Annotated in this window: 16 protein-coding genes and 1 pseudogene; all 17 read right to left on the reverse strand. The window is 33.0% G+C overall.

All coding sequences use genetic code 11. The features are described 5' to 3' along the window. Positions 1–66 precede the first annotated feature (66 nt). Positions 67–636: an indolepyruvate oxidoreductase subunit beta gene (locus A3M9_RS0101450; protein ID WP_027307631.1), complete on the reverse strand. Its 570-nt coding sequence runs from the start codon at positions 634–636 to the stop codon at positions 67–69. Continuing rightward, positions 636–2,399, reverse strand: coding sequence for an indolepyruvate ferredoxin oxidoreductase subunit alpha (gene iorA / locus A3M9_RS0101455; protein WP_027307632.1), 1,764 nt, complete (start codon positions 2,397–2,399; stop codon positions 636–638). Before iorA ends, A3M9_RS0101450 begins: the two co-directional genes overlap by 1 nt. A 19-nt stretch (positions 2,400–2,418) precedes the next feature. Continuing rightward, positions 2,419–3,325, reverse strand: a pseudogene (locus A3M9_RS12935) (phosphate butyryltransferase). A 70-nt stretch (positions 3,326–3,395) separates the two neighbouring features. Further along, positions 3,396–4,061, reverse strand: a complete 666-nt coding sequence (locus tag A3M9_RS0101465) for an MgtC/SapB family protein (protein ID WP_027307633.1) — start codon at positions 4,059–4,061, stop codon at positions 3,396–3,398. 417 nt (positions 4,062–4,478) lie between these two features. Further along, the gene (pflA, locus tag A3M9_RS0101470) at positions 4,479–5,210 is read right to left on the reverse strand and encodes a pyruvate formate-lyase-activating protein (protein ID WP_027307634.1); all 732 of its coding nucleotides are present in this window, start codon (positions 5,208–5,210) and stop codon (positions 4,479–4,481) included. Positions 5,211–5,223: 13 nt separating this feature from the next. After that, positions 5,224–7,449 (reverse strand): formate C-acetyltransferase, encoded by a 2,226-nt coding sequence (gene pflB, locus A3M9_RS0101475; RefSeq protein ID WP_027307635.1) that lies wholly within the window; start codon positions 7,447–7,449, stop codon positions 5,224–5,226. A 666-nt stretch (positions 7,450–8,115) separates the two neighbouring features. Further along, positions 8,116–9,132 carry an alpha-hydroxy-acid oxidizing protein gene (locus tag A3M9_RS0101480; RefSeq protein WP_027307636.1) on the reverse strand — a complete coding sequence of 339 codons (1,017 nt, stop codon included), beginning with the start codon at positions 9,130–9,132 and terminating at the stop codon, positions 8,116–8,118. 14 nt (positions 9,133–9,146) lie between these two features. Continuing rightward, positions 9,147–9,695 (reverse strand): phosphodiesterase, encoded by a 549-nt coding sequence (gene yfcE / locus A3M9_RS0101485; protein WP_027307637.1) that lies wholly within the window; start codon positions 9,693–9,695, stop codon positions 9,147–9,149. Then, positions 9,692–10,213, reverse strand: coding sequence for a GNAT family N-acetyltransferase (locus tag A3M9_RS0101490; protein ID WP_027307638.1), 522 nt, complete (start codon positions 10,211–10,213; stop codon positions 9,692–9,694). Before A3M9_RS0101490 ends, yfcE begins: the two co-directional genes overlap by 4 nt. Positions 10,214–10,305: 92 nt before the next feature. Next, positions 10,306–11,571, reverse strand: coding sequence for an APC family permease (locus A3M9_RS12940; RefSeq protein WP_051350544.1), 1,266 nt, complete (start codon positions 11,569–11,571; stop codon positions 10,306–10,308). A 160-nt stretch (positions 11,572–11,731) separates the two neighbouring features. After that, positions 11,732–12,214 carry a DUF523 domain-containing protein gene (locus A3M9_RS0101500; RefSeq protein ID WP_027307639.1) on the reverse strand — a complete coding sequence of 161 codons (483 nt, stop codon included), beginning with the start codon at positions 12,212–12,214 and terminating at the stop codon, positions 11,732–11,734. A gap of 173 nt (positions 12,215–12,387) precedes the next feature. After that, positions 12,388–14,748: an endonuclease MutS2 gene (locus tag A3M9_RS0101505; RefSeq protein ID WP_027307640.1), complete on the reverse strand. Its 2,361-nt coding sequence runs from the start codon at positions 14,746–14,748 to the stop codon at positions 12,388–12,390. Between the two features lie 16 nt (positions 14,749–14,764). Beyond that, positions 14,765–17,125, reverse strand: a complete 2,361-nt coding sequence (locus A3M9_RS0101510) for a U32 family peptidase (protein WP_035165641.1) — start codon at positions 17,123–17,125, stop codon at positions 14,765–14,767. A gap of 140 nt (positions 17,126–17,265) precedes the next feature. Then, entirely contained in the window at positions 17,266–18,030 is a 765-nt protein-coding gene (locus A3M9_RS0101515; protein WP_027307642.1) for a hypothetical protein, read from the reverse strand. Between the two features lie 76 nt (positions 18,031–18,106). Then, a complete protein-coding gene (locus tag A3M9_RS0101520; protein WP_027307643.1) occupies positions 18,107–18,544 on the reverse strand; it encodes a hypothetical protein in 438 nt (145 codons plus the stop codon). Positions 18,545–18,624: 80 nt separating this feature from the next. Continuing rightward, positions 18,625–19,512, reverse strand: a complete 888-nt coding sequence (locus tag A3M9_RS0101525) for a hypothetical protein (RefSeq protein WP_027307644.1) — start codon at positions 19,510–19,512, stop codon at positions 18,625–18,627. Positions 19,513–19,592: 80 nt separating this feature from the next. After that, a complete protein-coding gene (gene zapA, locus A3M9_RS0101530) occupies positions 19,593–20,201 on the reverse strand; it encodes a cell division protein ZapA (RefSeq protein ID WP_027307645.1) in 609 nt (202 codons plus the stop codon). Positions 20,202–20,237: the final 36 nt, after the last annotated feature.

A 20,237-nucleotide genomic window follows, 5' to 3' on the forward strand; every position in this document is an offset into this window, starting at 1 on the left:
TCTACTTTGGCATAATTAATTTTTAAATAGAATTGTTATTGTTATTGCATTAATAAGTAACCGTCCCTAAATTGATAGTCCTATTTTAAATGCCTTTGTATTTATTTCTACTAACTTTTCAGGCAAAACATCTTTTATGACTCCATCCCAATCCAACTCCTCAAGTCCTAACGATTTAACTAATGCACCTAATATAACCATATTTTGTGTTTTTATATTGCCAACATCCTCAGCAATCTTTGATGCATTAAATAATTTATATTCTATGCCCGATTTTTCAAGCTCTTCTTCAATATTGTTTGGATACTCCTCCTTACCTATAAGTACAGGCAATGAGTATATCTCATAATCATTTACAATTAATTTACCATCCTTTTTTAAATAATTAATCCATCTTACAGCCTCAACCTTTTCAAAGGAAACAACGACATCAGCTTCACCTTCACCAATTAAGGGGGAATATACCTTATCTCCAAACCTTACTTGAGTTGTAACACTTCCTCCTCGTTGTGCCATTCCGTGAACTTCGGACATTTTGACATCATATCCATACTTTAATAGTCCCTCAGTAAGCACTTTTGATGCCAATATAATTCCTTGTCCACCAACACCAACGAACAATATACTTTTAACCATTAGAAATTCCCCCCCTTTTCAATTGCATCGAATTTACATACCTGCTGACAAACTGTACAAGCATTACACATATTCTTATCTATAACAACGTTGTTGTTCCTTATTGAAATAGCTGGACAACCTGTTCTCAAACAAACCTTACACTTTTTGCATTTTTCCTGGTTTATAACCAAATATTTTCCTGATCTCTTTTTTTGTACTTCTTTAATTAAAGCACAAGGTTGCTTTGTTATAATTACAAAGGGCTCGCTTGAATTATACGCATCCTTTACTGCCTCTTCAGTAGCCTTTAAATCATATGGGTCGACTACTCTTATATTTTCTTCCTTAATACCAACAGCCTTTACAATACTTAAAATGTCAATAACCTGAGTTATCTCACCCTTTATTGTCTTTCCTGTTCCTGGATTTTCTTGATGTCCTGTCATAGCTGTAATACTATTATCTAAAATAACAGCAACTATTGGACTTTGGTTGTAGACTGCATCTATTAACCCTGTAATTCCTGAATGGAAGAAGGTTGAATCTCCAACAAATCCAAATATTTTTCCCCTTCTATTTGCCATTTTATATACCTTTTCAAATCCTATTGCTGCCGATATTCCAGCTCCCATACAAATAACTGTATCTGTAACATTAAGTGGTGGCATCATTCCTAAAGTATAACAGCCTATGTCACCTGTTGCTACAATATCTTTATACTTACTTACCGCATAAAAAATTCCTCTATGTGGGCAACCTGGACATAATACAGGTGGCCTTGATGGCACTTTTACATCTAAATTATACAATTCTCTTTTCTGATTTCCATAAAATGCTTCTCTTATAATATCTGGATTAAGTTCTCCACAGATTGGTATTATCTCTTTTCCTACACAGTCAATTCCCATTGACTTTATATAGTTTTCAAGATAAGGCTCGTTTTCTTCTATTACATATAACTTTTCAACTTCTTCTGCAAAGTTTCTTATCAACTCATCTGGTAGAGGATAACTAAATCCTATCTTTAAATATGATGCATTATCACCAAATACTTCTTTTGCATACTGATAAGAAACTCCACTTGTTACTATTCCTATTTTTTTATCCCCCCATTCTATTCTATTTAATGGAGTATTGTTTGATAATTCCTTTAGATTTTTTAACCTTTCTTCAACCTCAACGTGTTTTATTCTTGCATTTCCTGGAATCATAACATATTTCTTAACATTTTTCTCATAATCTCTAAATCCAACTTCTTCTCTTTCTGAAAGCTCAACCACACCTTTACTATGGGCAATTCTTGTTGTAATTCTAAATAAAATTGGAGTATCATACTTTTCACTTATTTCAAATGCATATTTTATGTAATCTTTGCATTCTTGGCTATCTGAAGGTTCAATCATTGCAACCTTTGCGTGTGGTGCATATAATCTATTGTCCTGTTCATTTTGTGAGCTGTGCATACCAGGATCATCTGCAGAAATTATAACTAAACCTCCATTTGCTCCTTCATATGCAATTGTAAAAAGTGGATCAGCAGCAACATTTAATCCTACGTGCTTCATTGCACAAAGTGCCCTTGCACCTGCAATTGATGCACCACAGGCTACCTCTACAGCAACCTTCTCATTTGGAGACCACTCCGAATAAATCTCTTCATATTGGGCTATATTTTCTAATATTTCTGTACTTGGAGTACCTGGATATGCTGCAGCAAATGTACATCCGGCTTCCCACGCTCCTCTGGCAATCGCCTCATTGCCTGACATTATTTTTTTCATCCTCATCCCCCCATATAGGTTATTTATTATTAGCAACCAAACTTCCAAGTGCTATGGAGTTTAGTTTTACTTCGTGTGTATCTGCTCTTGAAACTAAAACTATTGGACATTTTGCCCCCCATAATAACCCCTGCAGATTTTGCCTTTGCAAAATAAGTTAATGACTTTCCTATTATGTTTCCCGACTCAATATTTGGAACAAGCAATACATCTGCCTGACCAGCAACCGGACTTACAATACCCTTATGTTTTGCTGCCTCTATTGATATTGCATTATCAAGTGCCAATGGCCCATCAATAACACAATCTTTTATTTGTCCTCTTTGATTCATTTTAGATAAGGCAGCTGCATCAAGTGTAGCCTGCATATCAGGATTTACAACTTCTACAGCACAAAGAGGAGCAACATGAATTGGATTTATTCCAAATGCCTTTGCTACCTTAACAGCATTATTTACTATTTGAACCTTTTGATAAAGATCTGGATATGTAACCATACCACCATCAGTTAAAAAAAGAAGTTTATGATATGTTGGAACGCTATATACCATAACGTGACTCAAAAGCCCACTACCTCTTAGCCCCTTCTCCTTATCTAATACTGCCTTTAGAAGGTCTGCTGTACCAATTAAACCCTTCATTAAAAAATCAGCAATATTATCCGCCACAAGTGATACAGCAATCCTTGCTGCATCTGTTAAACTATCTGTATGTATAACTTCGTATGAGTCAATATTAATTTTAAGTTCATTTGCTATTTTTAATATCTTTTCTCTGTTACCTACAAGAATTGCATCAATTAATCCAAGTTTTGCAGCTTCATCCACCGCTAAAAGTACCTCTTCATCTTCTGCTGCTGCAACTGCAAGCTTCATCTTAGGCTGTTGCTTTACAATTTCAATCAATTCATCAAAATTTTTTATCATTGTTATTCACCCCCTATAAATTTACCTATTCTTATTTTATCAAATATTTTTTATATTTAAAATATTTTGTTTATTCCTCCTTCATCTTAATTGTCTCAATACCCTTAACACTTTCTAATAAACCCATTATTTCACCTGCATTTTGCATATACATAAGGTTTGTTGAAATTTCCACCTCAACATAATAATCATCTATTTTTTGAAGCTCTATATTAGTTATATTAATTTTCTTTTTGCCAAGTATACTTGCTATTTCTCCTATAACACCAGGTTCATCCTTTAAAATCATACTAAAAACAATATATCTTTTACCTTGAATGATTCTTTTCTCAATCCCCTTAAACCACCTTAAGCAAAAATAAATAAATAATGTTGTAACTATACCTTCAAAATAAAGACCAGAACCAACAGCAAGACCAATACAAGCAACAGCCCATATACTTGCTGCAGTAGTTAAGCCCTTTACGTTTACACCCTCCTTTAAAATAGTACCTGCACCTAAAAAACCTATACCACTTATGACTTGGGCTCCAAGCCTCATAGGATCATAATTAACTATAGAATTTAATTTATAATAGTCAATTGAAATTATCTGTACTAAAGTAGCACCAAGACATACTAAAACATGTGTACGAAGTCCTGCTGGTCTATTTTTAAATTCTCTTTCATAACCAACAGTTCCTCCTAATATAAAGGACAGCAATAATTTAAAGATAATAATAATATATCTTTCCATAAAATCACTCCTGCATTTTTTATATATATTAAATTATATTTTACTTATTGTACAGTAAAACATTAAAATTAGGGACGGTTACTTATTTTTTACAATATGTAACTCAAACAAATTTACATCAATTATAAATTTGGTAAAGACAAAGAATATTATGATATCACTATACTAAATAGAATTAAAATATACTATGTGCCTTTAAATCAATAATTGATAAAAACAGTCAAGTCTATATAATATTAATTTTTTAACGTTGTCTCTTACCCCTTATCGTTTGAGTATATTAAAAAATAAGTAACCGTCCCTATTTATTAAAAAAGGACAGGCATCCTAATCGAACCCCCACATCAACAATTAGCAAAGAACAAAAATCAATAAGTTCTAAAAATAAGTAACTGTCCCTAAATTAAAAAGGATATCCTATTTTATTTGGACATCCTTTAATTTAGTATTCATTATACTTTTCAGCTCCTCTAATCTCTCCTTAGATAGAGGCTCTACACCTTCAAGCCTATACTTCATACCCAGCTCAGCATATTTATTTACTCCGTGCACATGATATGGCAGAAGCTCTACCTTTTCAACATTTGGGATGGTGTTAATATAATCAGCAAGAGCCATTATATGTTCTTCTTTATCCGTTATACCTGGAACAACAACGTGTCTTACCCAAAGCTTTGTGTTGTTTCTTTTAACCGCATCTAAAAATTCTAAAAACCCATGCCTATCATAACCTGTAAGCTTTTTATGTTCAACATCTTCAATATGCTTTATATCAAGAAGCACTAAATCTGTATATCTTAATATTTCATCATACATACCAATTCCATATCCTGATGTATCAAGAGTTGTGTGTATTCCTTCCTCTTTACATCTTCTAAAAAATTCTATTACAAATTCAGGCTGGAGGAGGGGGTCTCCGCCTGAAAGTGTAACACCGCCGCCCGAATGATTAAAATATATTTTATACCTCTTGACCTTCTGCAAAAGCTCATCAACTGTTATTTCAAATCCACCATTTCTATCCCAAGTATCAGGGTTGTGGCAATAGGCACATCTTAGTTTGCATCCCTGCATAAAAACTACAACTCTTATTCCAGGTCCATCAACAAGTCCCATTGTTTCAATGGAATGAACTCTTGCCTTTAGCATTTCCTACTCCCCTTTATATTCTTTCATGGAATGTTCTCTTTATAACATCAAGTTGTTGTTCCTTTGTTAGTCTTGTAAAGTTTACTGCATATCCTGAAACTCTTATTGTAAGTGTTGGATACTTTTCTGGATGTTCCATAGCATCCATAAGTGTTTCTCTATTTAACACGTTAACATTTAGGTGGTGTGCATTTTGTGCAAAGTATCCATCCATTATTGCAACAAGATTATTTACTCTCTCCTCCATATCCTTTCCAAGTGCATCTGGAAGTATTGAGAATGTATTTGATACCCCATCCATACAGCTTGTGTATGGTATCTTTGCAACTGAGTTAAGTGATGCAAGTGCACCTTGGATATCTCTTCCGTGCATTGGATTTGCACCTGGAGCAAATGGTTCACCCTTCTTTCTTCCATCTGGTGTTGAACCAGTCTTCTTACCATATACAACATTTGATGTTATTGTTAATACTGAAAGTGTGTGTATTGCATTTCTGTATGTTGCATGTTTCTTTAGCTTTTCTATAAATCTTTCTGCAAGCTCAACTGCTATTTGGTCTACTCTATCATCATCATTTCCGTATTTTGGATATTCACCTTCAACTTCAAAATCTACTGCTATTCCATCTACTCTTATTGGCTTAACCTTTGCATATTTTATAGCACTTAATGAGTCTGCTGCAACTGATAGACCAGCTATACCAAAGGCCATAAGTCTTTCAACTTCTGTATCGTGCAGTGCCATTTGTAGTGATTCATAAGCATACTTATCATGCATATAGTGTATTACATTCATAGTATTTACGTAAAGGCCTGCCAGCCATTCCATAGTCTCATCAAATCTTCTCATTACGTCATCATAATCTAAGTATTCACCTTGTGGAATATCTGTCTTTGGTCCTATTTGCATTCCAAGCTTTTCATCAACACCACCATTTATTGAGTAAAGTAGTGCCTTAGCAAGGTTTGCTCTTGCTCCAAAGAATTGCATTTGCTTTCCAACCTTCATAGCAGATACGCAGCAAGCAATAGCATAGTCATCACCAAATATTGGTCTCATAACATCGTCATTTTCATATTGTATTGAGTCTGTCTTTATTGACATTTCTGCACAGAACTTCTTAAAGTTTTCTGGAAGTTTAGTTGACCAAAGCACTGTCATATTTGGTTCTGGTGCAGGACCAAGATTTACAAGTGTGTGTAGGAATCTGAAGCTGTTCTTTGTTACAAGTGTTCTTCCATCTACACCCATACCACCAATAGCTTCTGTTATCCAAGTTGGATCTCCAGCAAATAGTTCATTATATTCAGGTGTTCTTAGGTGTCTTGCCATTCTTAGCTTCATAACAAATTGGTCTATAAGTTCTTGTGCTTCAACTTCAGTTATAACGCCATTTCTTAAGTCTCTTTCTATATATATATCAAGGAATGTACTTACTCTTCCAAGGGACATTGCAGCACCATTTTGTTGTTTTATTGCTGCAAGGTATGCAAAGTAAACCCATTGAACTGCTTCCTTTGCATCCTTTGCTGGTTTTGAAACATCATAACCATATGAAGCAGCCATCTTCTTTAATTCTTCAAGTGCCTTAATTTGTTCAGTTAACTCTTCTCTTAGTCTAATTACTTCTTCAGTCATTGCCCCAACAAGCTTTTTCTTATCTTGTTGTTTCTTTTCTATTAAATAGTCTGCCCCATATAATGCAAGTCTTCTGTAGTCACCTATTATTCTTCCTCTACCATATGCATCTGGAAGACCTGTTATAACACCTGATTTTCTTGCAAGCTTCATTTCATCTGTGTAGGCGTCAAATACACCTTGATTGTGTGTCTTTCTATATTTTGTAAATATATCTACTATTTCTTGGTTAACTTTATATCCATAAGCTTCTGCAGCTTGAACAGCCATTCTTATTCCGCCCCAAGGATTAACTATTCTCTTAAGTGGAGCATCTGTTTGAAAACCAACAATCACTTCATTTTCTTTATCTAAATATCCAGGCTTATATGCATTTACTTCTGAAACAGTTTCAGTATCTACATCTATTACACCCTTTTTTATTTCTTCTATTATAAGCTTCTTTGCTTCTTCCCAAAGCTTTGTAGTCTTTTCTGAAGTAGGTGCTAAAAATGATGCATCTCCTTCATATGGTGTATAGTTCTTTTGTATAAAATCTCTTACATCTATCTCTTCAGTCCAACGACCCTCAACAAAACCTTGCCATTCATTAAATCTCATAGTCATTACCTCCTTATGTAGAACATCTTTCTTAAGTCTATTATATACCTTTTTGTTATCTGTATCAATATCTTTTTTGCTTATTTTTCAATTATTTTTATCGCTTTTTGCAATCTGTTATATTACACAAATCCATCTGTTATATTAATAAAAAATAGATAATATTGTTAAGTTTCTGACAATAATAATTATTACTTAACTCCTATTTACTTTATTTTAGGTTATAAAAGTACAGAAATACATTAAATCTATCCAAGTTTATTTGACACACTTTAAGCAAAAAAAATTTTTTATCAATCAATTAAAATTAGATTAAAACAAAAGTTGTGCTCCTCTAAAAGCAATTATAATTATCTCTTATCAAACCAAATAAGAAGTAGAAAACTATACCTTCTAATCATAACCAAACCTAATTTGGCTATAATAAAAAAAGCCCTTTGAAGGTTTTGTTATCGTTCGTTCATTTCACTAATCTAAGCTTTTGTTTAAAAAGTCCTACCCTTGCTATGCCCTCATTCTTAAAGGTCACTAACTTGGCACACCTGTACAAAATTAAGGACTTTTACAAAATCAAAAAGCTAAGACTTATCAAATACCTTCATTGGGCTTTTTGTATACCAATTATCACTATATTTATTAATTATATTATTCTTTATTCCATATTCCTTAATATCTTATAACTCTCTCATCTATATCCCTAATGCTGTTACATCCTGTTAAAATCATTGCAGACTTCAATTCTCCTGCTATTTTGTCTATATATGCCCTAACTCCTTCTTCTCCTCCACCAAAGGATGCAGTTACAAATGGCCTTCCAATCAAAACAGCATCTGCACCAAGTGCTAACATTTTTAGAACATCAACACCTGTCCTAACTCCACCATCTGCAAGTATTGTAATCTTGCCCTTTACAACCTTTGCAATCTCTGGCAATACCTCTGCAACTCCCGGAGTATGGTCTAATACCCTTCCACCGTGATTTGATACAACAATAGCACTTGCCCCAGTTTCAACAGCAAACATTGCATCCTCAACAGTCATAACTCCCTTTAATATAAATGGTAATTTAGTTGATTGAACCAACTCTCTAATCTCTTCAACCGTTTTAGGACCTACAGGTTTCCCATAAAGTGCTAAGGTTATAAGACCTGCTGCATCTATATCAACTCCAACTGCAAATACACCAGCATCTTCTGCCATTTTTATCTTTGAAATTATGTTTTTGTTCTCCCAAGGCTTTATTATTGCAATTCCTTGGCCTCCAACCTTTTTGAGCTCCTCTAAATTTGTTGGTAAAAAGGCATCTACGGCAGTATCTCCAACTATAGGATAAATTCCTCCACTTAAACATCCCTTTATTACCCAGGAAATATACTCTCTTTCTGTAAATTTACCTCCCATATTAAGAGTTGTACCTGATACCGGTGCTGCCATAACTGGAATTCTTAATTTCTTACCAAATAGTTCTATAGATGTATCTGGATCCTTAGCACTATGAATTACCCTCATATTAACTTTAACTCTATCAAGTGCCTCATAGTTTGCTAAAAATGCACTGCCTGTACCTGTACCACCCATTCCAGGAACTTCTCCAGCACAGGCCCTACCATTACAAACACTACAAACTCTACAGCTACCATTTAGATTTTCCTTTGCCCTTTTTAATACTTCTTTATAATCCATAACTCCTCCCCCATTCATATTTTATTTTTTTCAATTATTTCACCATTATTTAAATTAACAAATACTATGTAACCATCCTCATAATATGCAAACGAAGGAATACCATCTCCCTTTGGCACAGATATGCTTCCAGGATTTATAATTACAGAGTCTTTATACTTTTCAAATCTTCTTATATGCGTATGTCCTAAGACCATAACATCAATCTTAAATCTATCAATCATCATTTTTATCTCGTCATCATTATATTCGTGGCCGTGATTTACCATAAATCTTACTCCATCCTTTTCATAAAATACAACTGGAGTAAAAACAGGATACTCTAAAACCATTAAATCTACTTCTGCATCACAATTCCCTCTTGCAATAATAAGTTCTTTTTGGTTATTTTTAATCTCCTCTATTAACCCTTGTGGATTATACCCTTCTAAAATTGGATTTCTTGGCCCGTGATATAAAACATCACCTGCACATAGCACAACATCTGCATCCTTTAAAAGTTCCATTGCCCTTTTAAACCTTTTAGGATAACCGTGAATATCACTTATAAAACCTATTTTCATATTATATCCTCCTCTCTTTTTTTACTCATAACTATAAGATTATGATATTTTCCATTCTTATATATTCTATCTCTAAGCTCGCCCTCAAACTCAAAACCAAGTTTTCTGTATAAATTTAATGCTGCTTTATTGTCACTTAAAACGTGAAGATACACAAGATTCATATTCATCTCATTAAATATAAAATCAAGTCCTGTTCTTAATGCATCTTCACCCAATCCCTTTCCCCTTTGATTTTTATCATAGATTACTATACCAATCTCACAGTTTCTATATTCCCATTTTATTTTATCTATTATAAAAAGCCCTATCGGTTTTCTATCCTGATTATCAATAACAAAAATTCTTTTACTTGCTTCTTCCTCAGAAGATAAAACATAAGAATCTGCATAACGTCTTGATAATGGGTAAATTATATCTAAATTTATATTAGTATCCCTGTCGTTAAGCCAAGCTGATATTATCCTCGAATCCTCAAGCTCAACTGCCCTTAAAAAAACTTTTTTTCCAGAAAGCAATATAACACCTCCCCTTCCATTTAGCATAATTATACCATAAAAAAATAAAGACTGCCTCAGGTTTTTCCTAAATGGCAGTCTTTTAAGCTTAATTAGTTCTTTCTAAGATATTTGTAAACTGGAAGTCCAACTAATGTTACAACCACACCATAAAGTGCATATGTTGTGTTTGTAAGAAGTGTATTTATTAGTATAAACACACCACCTGCAATACCTATAAGTGGAATTATTGGGAATAATGGCACTTCATATGGTCTGTGTAGATGTGGGAAATTCTTTCTTAAAATAAATACGCCTGCAACAGCCATAGTAAAGAATATCCAAAGTACAAACACAACAAGTTCTGTTAATATATCAAAGGATCCTGTTGCAACATATATTGTAGTCATAACAAATGTTAAAACCATAGCATTAACAGGAGTTCCGTACTTTTCATTTTCCTTTGATAAAACTTCGTGATAAGGTAAAAGTCTTTCCTTTGCCATCGCATAAGGAACTCTTGTACCAGTTAATATATATCCATTTAAAGCACCAAATATAGATATCAATATTCCAGCTGATATAAATGCTGCTCCTCCTTCACCAAATAGAACCTTAGCAACATCTGATGCAGCCTTTTTAGAAGCCATTATCTGTTCAACTGGAAGCACGTTTATTAAAGCAATATTTACTGTAATATATGCCACCATAACAAGTAATAGTCCACCTATTATAGCTCTTGGTAGGTTCTTGCCTGGATTTTCTATTTCTCCAGCAATATTTCCAACATTTATCCAGCCATCATATGCCCAAAGCGTACCAAGTATTGCTGCTCCAAATCCAGCAGTTGTACTTGCATCTGACACTATTGGAGTAAAATTGTGAGCTTGGCCTTTAAGTAATCCAAATATCACTAAAACAAATATTGGAAGAAGCTTAGCTACTGTTGCTACTGATTGAAGCTTTCCACCAAACTTAGTTGAAAGCATATTCACTATCATTAAAAAACCTATAACTCCAACTGCTAATATTTTTTGTTGAAAATCTGTTAAATTAACAAAGGCAGTTGCTTGTGTTGCAAATACTATACCAAGTGCAGCCATTGAACCTGGTATGTATACTAATGTCTGTACCCATCCTAATAGAAAGGCCCACTTTTCTCCATATAATTCCTTAAGATATGCAAACAATCCACCTGTTTTTGGAATTGCTGCTGCTATTTCTGCAACAGTAAGTCCTGCTGCCATTGTAATAATTCCACCTACTACCCAAGCAAGAATTCCAAGTCCAGGTGCTCCTGCATCAGTAAAAACCTTTGCTGGCTTAAAGAAAATACCTGAACCGATTACAACACCTATTACTACTGCTATTGCTTCAATAAGTCCTAAACTCTTTTTTGCTGTACTTGATAGTTTTGTTCCTTTAAAGCTTGCATTCTACCCTTCCTTCCTGTGTAATTCGATATTTTTTTACTTTTTTCGACTCTTTTATTTTACTAAAAAGAATGATTTATTTCAACACAGTTTTCTTAAAAAATTTTTAATAATCAATTTTCATAATTTTCTCTATTATTTTATAATCTATATCATCTTCGGTATAAACCTTTATTCCATTTTGAATTAAAAGCTCTGTTGTTATTCCATTTCCGCTTTTCAATTTGCCACTAAAACTTCCATCATATATAAATCCACATCCACAGGATGGACTTTTTGATTTTAATATTGCAATTTTCACATCATAGAGGTTTGCTAATTTTAAAGTTTCATAGGCACCCTTTACAAAGTTTTGTGTTACATCTTCCCCACAAACATTGACTACTTTCCCTATTCCATCTAAAACCTTTTTTGCATCCTCCGCCGTAATTTCTGCTGGCTTCCTTGGAGTATTAAGTCCTCCTAATTGTTCTGGGCAAACAGGTATTAAATTATATTTTTTAACTAAATCAACTACTTTTTGATTTTTATTATCACCCCCATTGTATTTACAACATACACCTAATAAACAAGCACTTACTAATATCATAAAATCACTCCTTAGATATTTTACAATTTATATTATATTTCGACACTTTTCAATAATTTAGTCAAAAACTTAATATAAATTTTTCTTAATGTATTTTAATATAAATTTAAAAACATACTTATGAAATATATAAAGGGCTGTCTATATATAGATACTTAGACAGCCCTCCTTTTCTATTTTAATTCAACAATTGTTACTCCACTTCCACCTTCATTTATATCTCCCGAACGCATTGATTTTACATATTGATGCTTTCTTAGTTCCTGCTTTATTCCCTCTCTTAAGGCTCCAGTTCCTTTACCGTGTATGATTCTTACAAAATTAAGTCCAGCAAGATATGCATCATCTAAATACTTGTCTAAATTGTATAATGCCTCATCTACTGTCTGTCCTCTTAAATCAATTTCCGCTGATATATTTTGTGCCTTTTGTTTTATTATATTAGTAACTCCTGATTTTTTAACTTCCTTTTTATCCTGTTCTACCCTCTTTAGTTTATTCAAAGGAACATTCATCTTTATAATGCCTATTTGTACCTGTACTTCTCCCTTTGAATCTGGCTTTGATAGAACAACCCCCTTTTGTGAAACTGTTGTTACAAATACCTCATCTCCCACGTTAACATCCTCTAATGCTTCAAATTCTTCCTCCTTCTTTTCAATGGACTTCTTATTTAATTCATCAATATTTTCCTTAAGCTTTCTTCTTGCCTCTTCTGCCTGCTTTAAAGAGACTGCTTCACTGTTTTTCTTAAGTTCAACAAGTTCCTTTACTATTGAATCTGCCTCATATTTTGCCTGCTGCAGTATTCTTCTTGCCTCATCCTGTGCCTTTTTTATAATATTTTCTCTCTGACTATCAAGTTTAAACTTCTTTTCAGAAAGCTGCCTCTTTATTTCAAGAGATTCCCTTTTAATTGCTTCAATCTCCTCATATTCTTTTTCAAGTTGTATAGTTTTATTTTGAAGTGCCTGTATTACATCCTCAAATCTTGCTGCATCCTTTGAAATCTTTAACTTCGCATTTTCAATAATTTCATTACTCAACCCAAGCCTTTTTGATATTTCAAAGGCATTAGACTTTCCTGGAATTCCAATTAAAAGCCTGTAGGTTGGTCTTAAGGTTTCAACATCAAATTCTACACTTGCATTTTCAAAACCTTCCTTCTCCATAGCAAAAACCTTAAGTTCGCTATAATGGGTGGTTGCAACTATCTTTGCACCCTTTTCAAATATATACTCAAGTATTGACATCGCAAGGGCTGCTCCCTCTGTTGGGTCTGTTCCAGCTCCAAGCTCATCCACAAGAATTAGTGATGTTTCATCTACTTCCTTTAATATGTTTACTATATTTGTCATATGAGAGGAAAAGGTTGATAGGCTCTGTTCTATACTTTGCTCATCTCCAATATCTGCAAACACCTTATTAAACACAGATACCTGCGAACCAGAGGAGGCTGGTATTGCAAGTCCTGTCATTGCCATTAGTGTTAAAAGTCCTGTAGTCTTTAAAGTAACAGTCTTTCCTCCTGTATTAGGGCCTGTTATAACAAGTGCCCTGTAGGTATCCCCTAATTTAACATCAATTGGTACTACCACTTCCTTATCTATCAAAGGATGCCTTGCCCTTTTTAAATTAATAAGACCTCTTTGATTAATCTCAGGAATTGATGCATCTAAATCAAGTCCAAATCTTCCCTTTGCTAATATGAAGTCGATGTAGCCTATGTTTAGATTATTATGTTCTAACATATCTGCATTATCTGCAATCTTTACGCTTAGTTCATAGAGAATTCTTTCAATCTCCTGCTTTTCCTTAAGCATAAGCTCCTTAATTTCATTGTTAAGTTCAACTACAGCCATAGGCTCAATAAAAAGAGTTGAACCACTTGCAGATTGATCGTGTACAAGGCCTGGAACGCTTCCTTTAAATTCAGCCTTTACAGGAAGAACATATCTATCTCCTCTTAATGTTATAATTGGATCCTGAAGATATTTAGAATAGCTCTGAAGCATTGACTGAAGTTTTTCTTTAACCTTTGCATTTTTGTCCCTTATTGCTCTTCTTATGCTATATAGCTTTTCACTTGCTCTATCTGATATTTCTGATTCGCTTATTATCTTTGTTTCAATCTCATTTTCAAGTCCCTTTATTGTAGCCAATGAATCGATTATTTCATATATAATAGGGCATATTTCCTGCTTGTTACCATCCTTCATAAACTCCTTAAGTTGTCTTGTACATCTTAATAGTGCATTTACCCTCAAAAGCTCTATAGGTTGAAGAGTATATCCCATCTTTGCCCTCTTTAAAGTATCCTGCAAGTCATAGGTAACACTAATAGGTAAACTACCCCACTTTAAAACAACCTCAAAACCTTCCTTTGTTTCCTCAAGTCTTTCTCTAACCTCGTGAATATTACTTGAGGGCTTTAGCTCTCTTATCATTTTTTTTGCAATTTCAGTTGTAGCCCTCATCTGAAGCATATCAATTATTTTATTAAACTCAAGTATCCTAAAAGTCTTTTCGTTCATATAAACCCATCCTTCCTTATAAAACACCTCTATAATAATGTCCTTTAGTTATTTTCCCCTTTAGCATATCTAAAACTTCTTTTATGCTGTCTGTCTGCATAAATTCACTATGGTTTAGCATATCAACAGCCTCTCTAAAGGCCCTTGATATTTTCCTTGCCTCGTCAACCTTTTCATCTAAAAACTGTACAACTAAATATTTTGCTCCTGTTTTTTGTATTTCTCTTATGTCCTCCAACATACATAAAACCTTTGAATTATAAATATGATTTCTACAGTATCTATCTGGCACAATTAAAAACTCCTCATTCATTCTATCCTTTAGATAATGTATTTTATTTTGACATACTAACCCACATTCCTCTCTTCCTTCATCTTTTGAGCTTCCAATGAAGCACTGTCTTGATACCATCATTTTTATTCTACCATATATAAAGAGCATTGTATCTGCATTTGTACATTCTACTAAATCCTTTATTTCCTTTAGGTTTAATTCATATGATATAAGACTTCCTGCATTATTAAGTACCTCAGTTGAAACCGAATTAAAAATATTAAAACCCTTATCAAGCTTTACATCAAACCCTTTTTCTATTAAATACTTATACATACCTAAATTACCACAAAGAGCTGATTTCACACCGTTATCCTTTAAGCTTAGTATTTCCTCTTTAATTTTCTTTTCTTCCTCTAATACAATTTCTGGTATCCATAAATTAACATTAATACCTTTATTAATTAATGATTCAATATCTCCATTATTTATTCTAAGATTGTCTCCTCCAAAGTAAACTTCATCAAAATAATCATAAACACCCTCAACAATATCCTGTCTTCCTGTTATTAATATTAAATTCATTTTATCCTTCTTAATTTTCTTTTCTAAATTAAAATGTATTTTTATTTCTTCCCTTTTATTTTGTTTTTTGTCTAAGAGCTTTTCAATCCCTTCTCTTCTTATAGAATTAATCCTTGAAACAGAAATTATTACATCTTCATCTAAATCTGCAGTTAAATTTGTTAATAAATAGGGTGTATCCTTAGTCTTTGATAAGCTGTCCTTTAATTTTTCTAAAGTAATCGGTTTATTTATCGCAACCTCTGGTGGTTCTGATTTAACTTCAACCTCATCTCCATATATATCCCTAATTCTTAAAACAATATCTTCATTCTTCTTTACCTTTATATAAGCATCAATAGGCACTCTCTCAACATCCTTCCCTGAAAAGCTCTCCTTAGCTCTATCTATAAGCTCTGCATCGGATGTTTTATAGAGTATATCTCCCCTCTTTGCTCCCTTTAAATAAAACTCAACCTCTTGTCCCTGTGATGCACTTTTAACAACCTTACCATCCTTTTTCATATTTGCAACAACAACACCAACACCTCTATCAAAAACTTCAACACCATCACCATCATTCAGTGGGGCATCAAGCTTTACTCTTGCAAAATCGCCCCTAACATTAGTAACCCTTCCAAGATATGTACCCCAGTTTCTTGGCTTTTTATAACTCATCATTTCACTGCCTTGCCTTTTAAACATAAAGGCAGAGGTAAATCCTCCCCTATTAAATATCTGTGTTACATCCTTTATATGGGATTTTTCAAGTTTTCCATCAATAGCCGCTCTATAGGCTGAAACTACTGTTGCAACGTATTCTGGTCTCTTCATTCTTCCTTCTATTTTTAAAGAATACACACCAAGCTCCTTTATTTTATCTATAAATTCTAAGGTTGATAAATCTTTGGGACTTAAGTGGTATGCCCTTTTGTTGTTAAGGCTATACTCTAATCTACAAGGCTGTGCACATCTTCCACGATTACCACTTCGTCCTCCTATTATACTGCTCATAAGGCACTGTCCTGAAAAACTTATACAAAGTGCTCCGTGTACAAACATTTCAAGCTCTGCCCTTGTGTTTTTAGATATATATTTAATTTCGTCAAGTGATAGCTCCCTTGATAGTACAACCCTCTTCACCCCTAAATCATAGAGCATCTCAACTGAATCTAAATTATGAGCAGTCATTTGAGTACTTGCGTGAACTTCAAAATTAGGAAGATACCTTCTTAAAAGATGTAAAAAACCCAAATCCTGTACAATAACTGCATCAACACCAATTGAATATAAAAAGGACGCATAATCGAGGGCTCCCTTTAATTCTGTGTTTTTTAAAAGAGTATTTATAGTAACATAGACCTTAACATTATATGCGTGGCAAAATCTAACTGCCTCAATAAGTTCTACTCTATCAAAATTTGCTGCACTCTGTCTTGCAGAAAATTCCTTTCCACCTAAATAAACAGCATCTGCTCCATTTAAAACAGCTGCCTTTAAACTCTCCATATCACCCGCTGGTGCCAAAAGTTCCAACATAAATATCTCTCCCTTAACAATTGTAACAACTTAATTATACACTATTTATCCTATTTTACAATTCTAATAAATAGGAAGGCTTATTTTTATACTAATATAATTATTATTTGCATTATAAAAAGGCTGCATAAGCAGCCTTTTTAGCAATCAAGAGGTATTCCTTCTATTAGAATATCTTGGTCTACTCCTAATTTATCAAGAACATCTACAAATATGCTGAGTAAAACTTCTGTTGCTCCCTGTGGTGCATGAATACCATTTAGTTCCCAAGTCTCACCAGTTGAAGAATGACCTACAGCGTGAGTTGTATATGGGCAGTCGTTTAAAATATCGTATTCAGGTTTTACTGCTTTAATTAACAGATGTGATTGTATAGTTGGATCATCAAAGCACTCAGGAGGAATAGGTGCATCAAATTCAGTTAATGGTACATCCTTTACCCACTTAAATTTTGGATTTGTTCCAATTCCTATTATTTCTAATGTTTCACCATAACCTATAGTCTGTGGTACATTCATTGCTGAAATAAATGATGCATTTGGATATGGCTTATATACATCGTCAGGAAGAACTACTATACCGAAGCTGTTGTCTTCATATTTTACCCAGAGTACTACTTTAAATGTTATTGTAAGTCTTGCCTTGTGGTTACAAATAATCTCCTGTGTCGCAGTCCAATCAGTTATTTTAACTTCATTAATGCATTTTATTCCATATGCATCTTCTCCAACAAGCTTTTTGTCAATACAGAAGTGAAGTGGAACTTTTTTATCATTTGGAGCTGGTGGGGTACCTGCAATCTCTTCTGCAAATAATATCTGTTCTTCATTTGCATACTTTGCCAATATCCTCTTTACATAAATATCGAGCTGTTGTGGTGTTCCATTCCTTAAGAGGTCCTCCATTATATTTCCCTCCCTAAATTATTCCATAAATTCAAATTCTAATTTATACTATGCAAGTTATATATTTTGTGTGATTTTATCTTCCAAAAAACCTAAAGAAACCTGAACTTTTTTTATCTAATTCATTTATTTTATCGAGTATAAGCTTTATTGTTTCGTTTAGCATAAGTATTTGTGAATCAAAAAGCCTTCTCTGTTCATCTACACGATTATTTACCTCGTTCAATAAATCCTCTATGTTCTTTTTAAAATCATCAACAGCCACACTTAGATCATTTATATTATTTTTTAAATCACCTATGATTTCATCCTTTTCATTATATTCTCTTTTTAAATTCTCTAAATTCATTTTCTTTAATGTATCTACCTGTTTTTTTAGCTCCTCCATCTCTATATCAATCTTTTTTAGCTTACTATTAATATCATCAAATATGCTTTCGCTTTGAGATTTAATTACCTTTTGCCATCCTGTGTTAAACTCATATTGAACTTGATTTGGTTCTTTACGTACCAATATTCCATCCTCCAAAGCATGGTTTATTATATAATATTCAAAATTGTTTTGAATTGACACAAAAAAATAGGGCCTTTGCCCTATTTTTTTAAAAACTCAACTATTTTTTTCCCTAAACCTATCTTCTCCCTTTGAAGCTCGCTCGTTATTTCAGTTCTTTCTTTTTTTAGCCTTTTTATTTCATCAAGTGCCCTTGCATTCTCTATCTCTAATAATGAACACTTTTTTCTTTCCTTGTCCAATTTTTCCTCTAAGTCCTTTATCCTTTCAGTAAGCCTTGTACACTCTAAAGACAAATTCATATTCTTTATCTTTTCATTTTGCAATTCAGAATTCAACACACCAATTTCAGCCTTATGTCTCTCTATTTCTCTTTTTAAAAAATGATTTTCTTCTTCTATTTCATTTAGTCTATTAGATAATGTTTTTACTATATTGTCTAAATTACCTATAACATCCTTTATGTCCATATCATCAAGCCCAGCAGCAACCTGTAAATATGCCTGCATTTCATTTATTTCCTTTAGCATAAGGCACCTCTCCACCAAAAGATTAATAACAATAAAACATTCACCTAAAATAGATAAAGTATCATAGTCTATATTTATATCATATTTAAAATTAACTTTTTTTAACTTAATAACATAATCAAGCTCAATAAAATCTAAAAATGCTACACTTGGTTCGAAATATTCCTTAAATACCTTTACATTATTTTCAAAATTATATGTTAGTGTATATTTTTCAAGTATATTATCGCTTAATACCTCAAGTGTTAAAATACACTCAATAAATAGCTCAATATCAAAATACTTAGTATTTCTTTTTACACTTTTTACTTTAACTGTTTCATTATGTGAAATTAAATTTTTTATTTTTACTCCGCCTTCAAAGGGTATTTTTTTATCTATAATTAAATGACTTTTATTATAACGAGACTTTATAATTTTAGACTGTACTAAATTCATAAATATACCAAAATACTTGCTATGTATTATATATATTCATAAATTTTAAATTTTATGTACCAAAAAAGGGCTACACGCCCCTATACACTCCTCTTTTTACTTTGAAGTTCTTTAAAATCCTTTAAATCCTTTTTTACCCTTACAAGTTCAATCTGACTTTCAAGTAACTGCTCCTTAACACTACTTAACATCTCTTTAGTTTCCTTTAGCTCTCTTTCTGCTTCTTCGTTTCTTTCTCTTAGGTATGCATTTTCCTTTAAAAGTGCCTCATACTCCTTTATTTTCTCTTCATAATCTGCCTTTAACCTATTTATACCTTCACTGTATTCCCTTTCCTTTAAAACTACCTCTTCAAGTTTGGATTTTGCAGAGTTGTTTTCATCTACTACTCTTTTAAATTCTTCGTATAATGCTCTATATCTTTCTTCTGCCTCTCTTAATTTTTCAGTCGGAACAACAGTGCTCTGTCTCAACTTTTCCATTTCCTTCTTTAACTTAAACATCTCATCAGTAACCGTCAAAGCAGTTAAAACCGCAGAGGATGTAGTATTGTGTTTTGGATTGCTTGAGAGTATTTCTTTAATCTTTTTATCAACAAAATTTGCAATGGAAAATAAGTAATCCTCTGAGTCTTCTCCCATTAAAGTATATTCTACGCCATTTATCTTAACAACAACTTTATTTACCATACCAAGCACCCTTTCAAGTTTAGATAGACTTAATTA

The organism is Caloramator sp. ALD01, from assembly GCF_000472625.1.
GTDB lineage: Bacteria > Bacillota > Clostridia > Clostridiales > Caloramatoraceae > Thermobrachium > Thermobrachium proteoclasticum.

Coding starts and splice junctions, on each gene's coding strand:
- A3M9_RS0101525 (WP_027307644.1), bottom strand. CDS start 19,512: ATGAATTTAGTACAGTCTAAAATTATAAAGTCTCGTTATAATAAAAGT.
- A3M9_RS0101505 (WP_027307640.1), bottom strand. CDS start 14,748: ATGAACGAAAAGACTTTTAGGATACTTGAGTTTAATAAAATAATTGAT.
- A3M9_RS0101515 (WP_027307642.1), bottom strand. CDS start 18,030: ATGGAGGACCTCTTAAGGAATGGAACACCACAACAGCTCGATATTTAT.
- zapA (WP_027307645.1), bottom strand. CDS start 20,201: ATGGTAAATAAAGTTGTTGTTAAGATAAATGGCGTAGAATATACTTTA.
- A3M9_RS0101500 (WP_027307639.1), bottom strand. CDS start 12,214: ATGATATTAGTAAGTGCTTGTTTATTAGGTGTATGTTGTAAATACAAT.
- pflA (WP_027307634.1), bottom strand. CDS start 5,210: ATGCTAAAGGCAAGAGTTCATTCCATTGAAACAATGGGACTTGTTGAT.
- pflB (WP_027307635.1), bottom strand. CDS start 7,449: ATGAGATTTAATGAATGGCAAGGTTTTGTTGAGGGTCGTTGGACTGAA.
- A3M9_RS0101465 (WP_027307633.1), bottom strand. CDS start 4,061: ATGGAAAGATATATTATTATTATCTTTAAATTATTGCTGTCCTTTATA.
- A3M9_RS0101480 (WP_027307636.1), bottom strand. CDS start 9,132: ATGGATTATAAAGAAGTATTAAAAAGGGCAAAGGAAAATCTAAATGGT.
- iorA (WP_027307632.1), bottom strand. CDS start 2,399: ATGAAAAAAATAATGTCAGGCAATGAGGCGATTGCCAGAGGAGCGTGG.
- yfcE (WP_027307637.1), bottom strand. CDS start 9,695: ATGAAAATAGGTTTTATAAGTGATATTCACGGTTATCCTAAAAGGTTT.
- A3M9_RS0101510 (WP_035165641.1), bottom strand. CDS start 17,125: ATGTTGGAACTTTTGGCACCAGCGGGTGATATGGAGAGTTTAAAGGCA.
- A3M9_RS0101450 (WP_027307631.1), bottom strand. CDS start 636: ATGGTTAAAAGTATATTGTTCGTTGGTGTTGGTGGACAAGGAATTATA.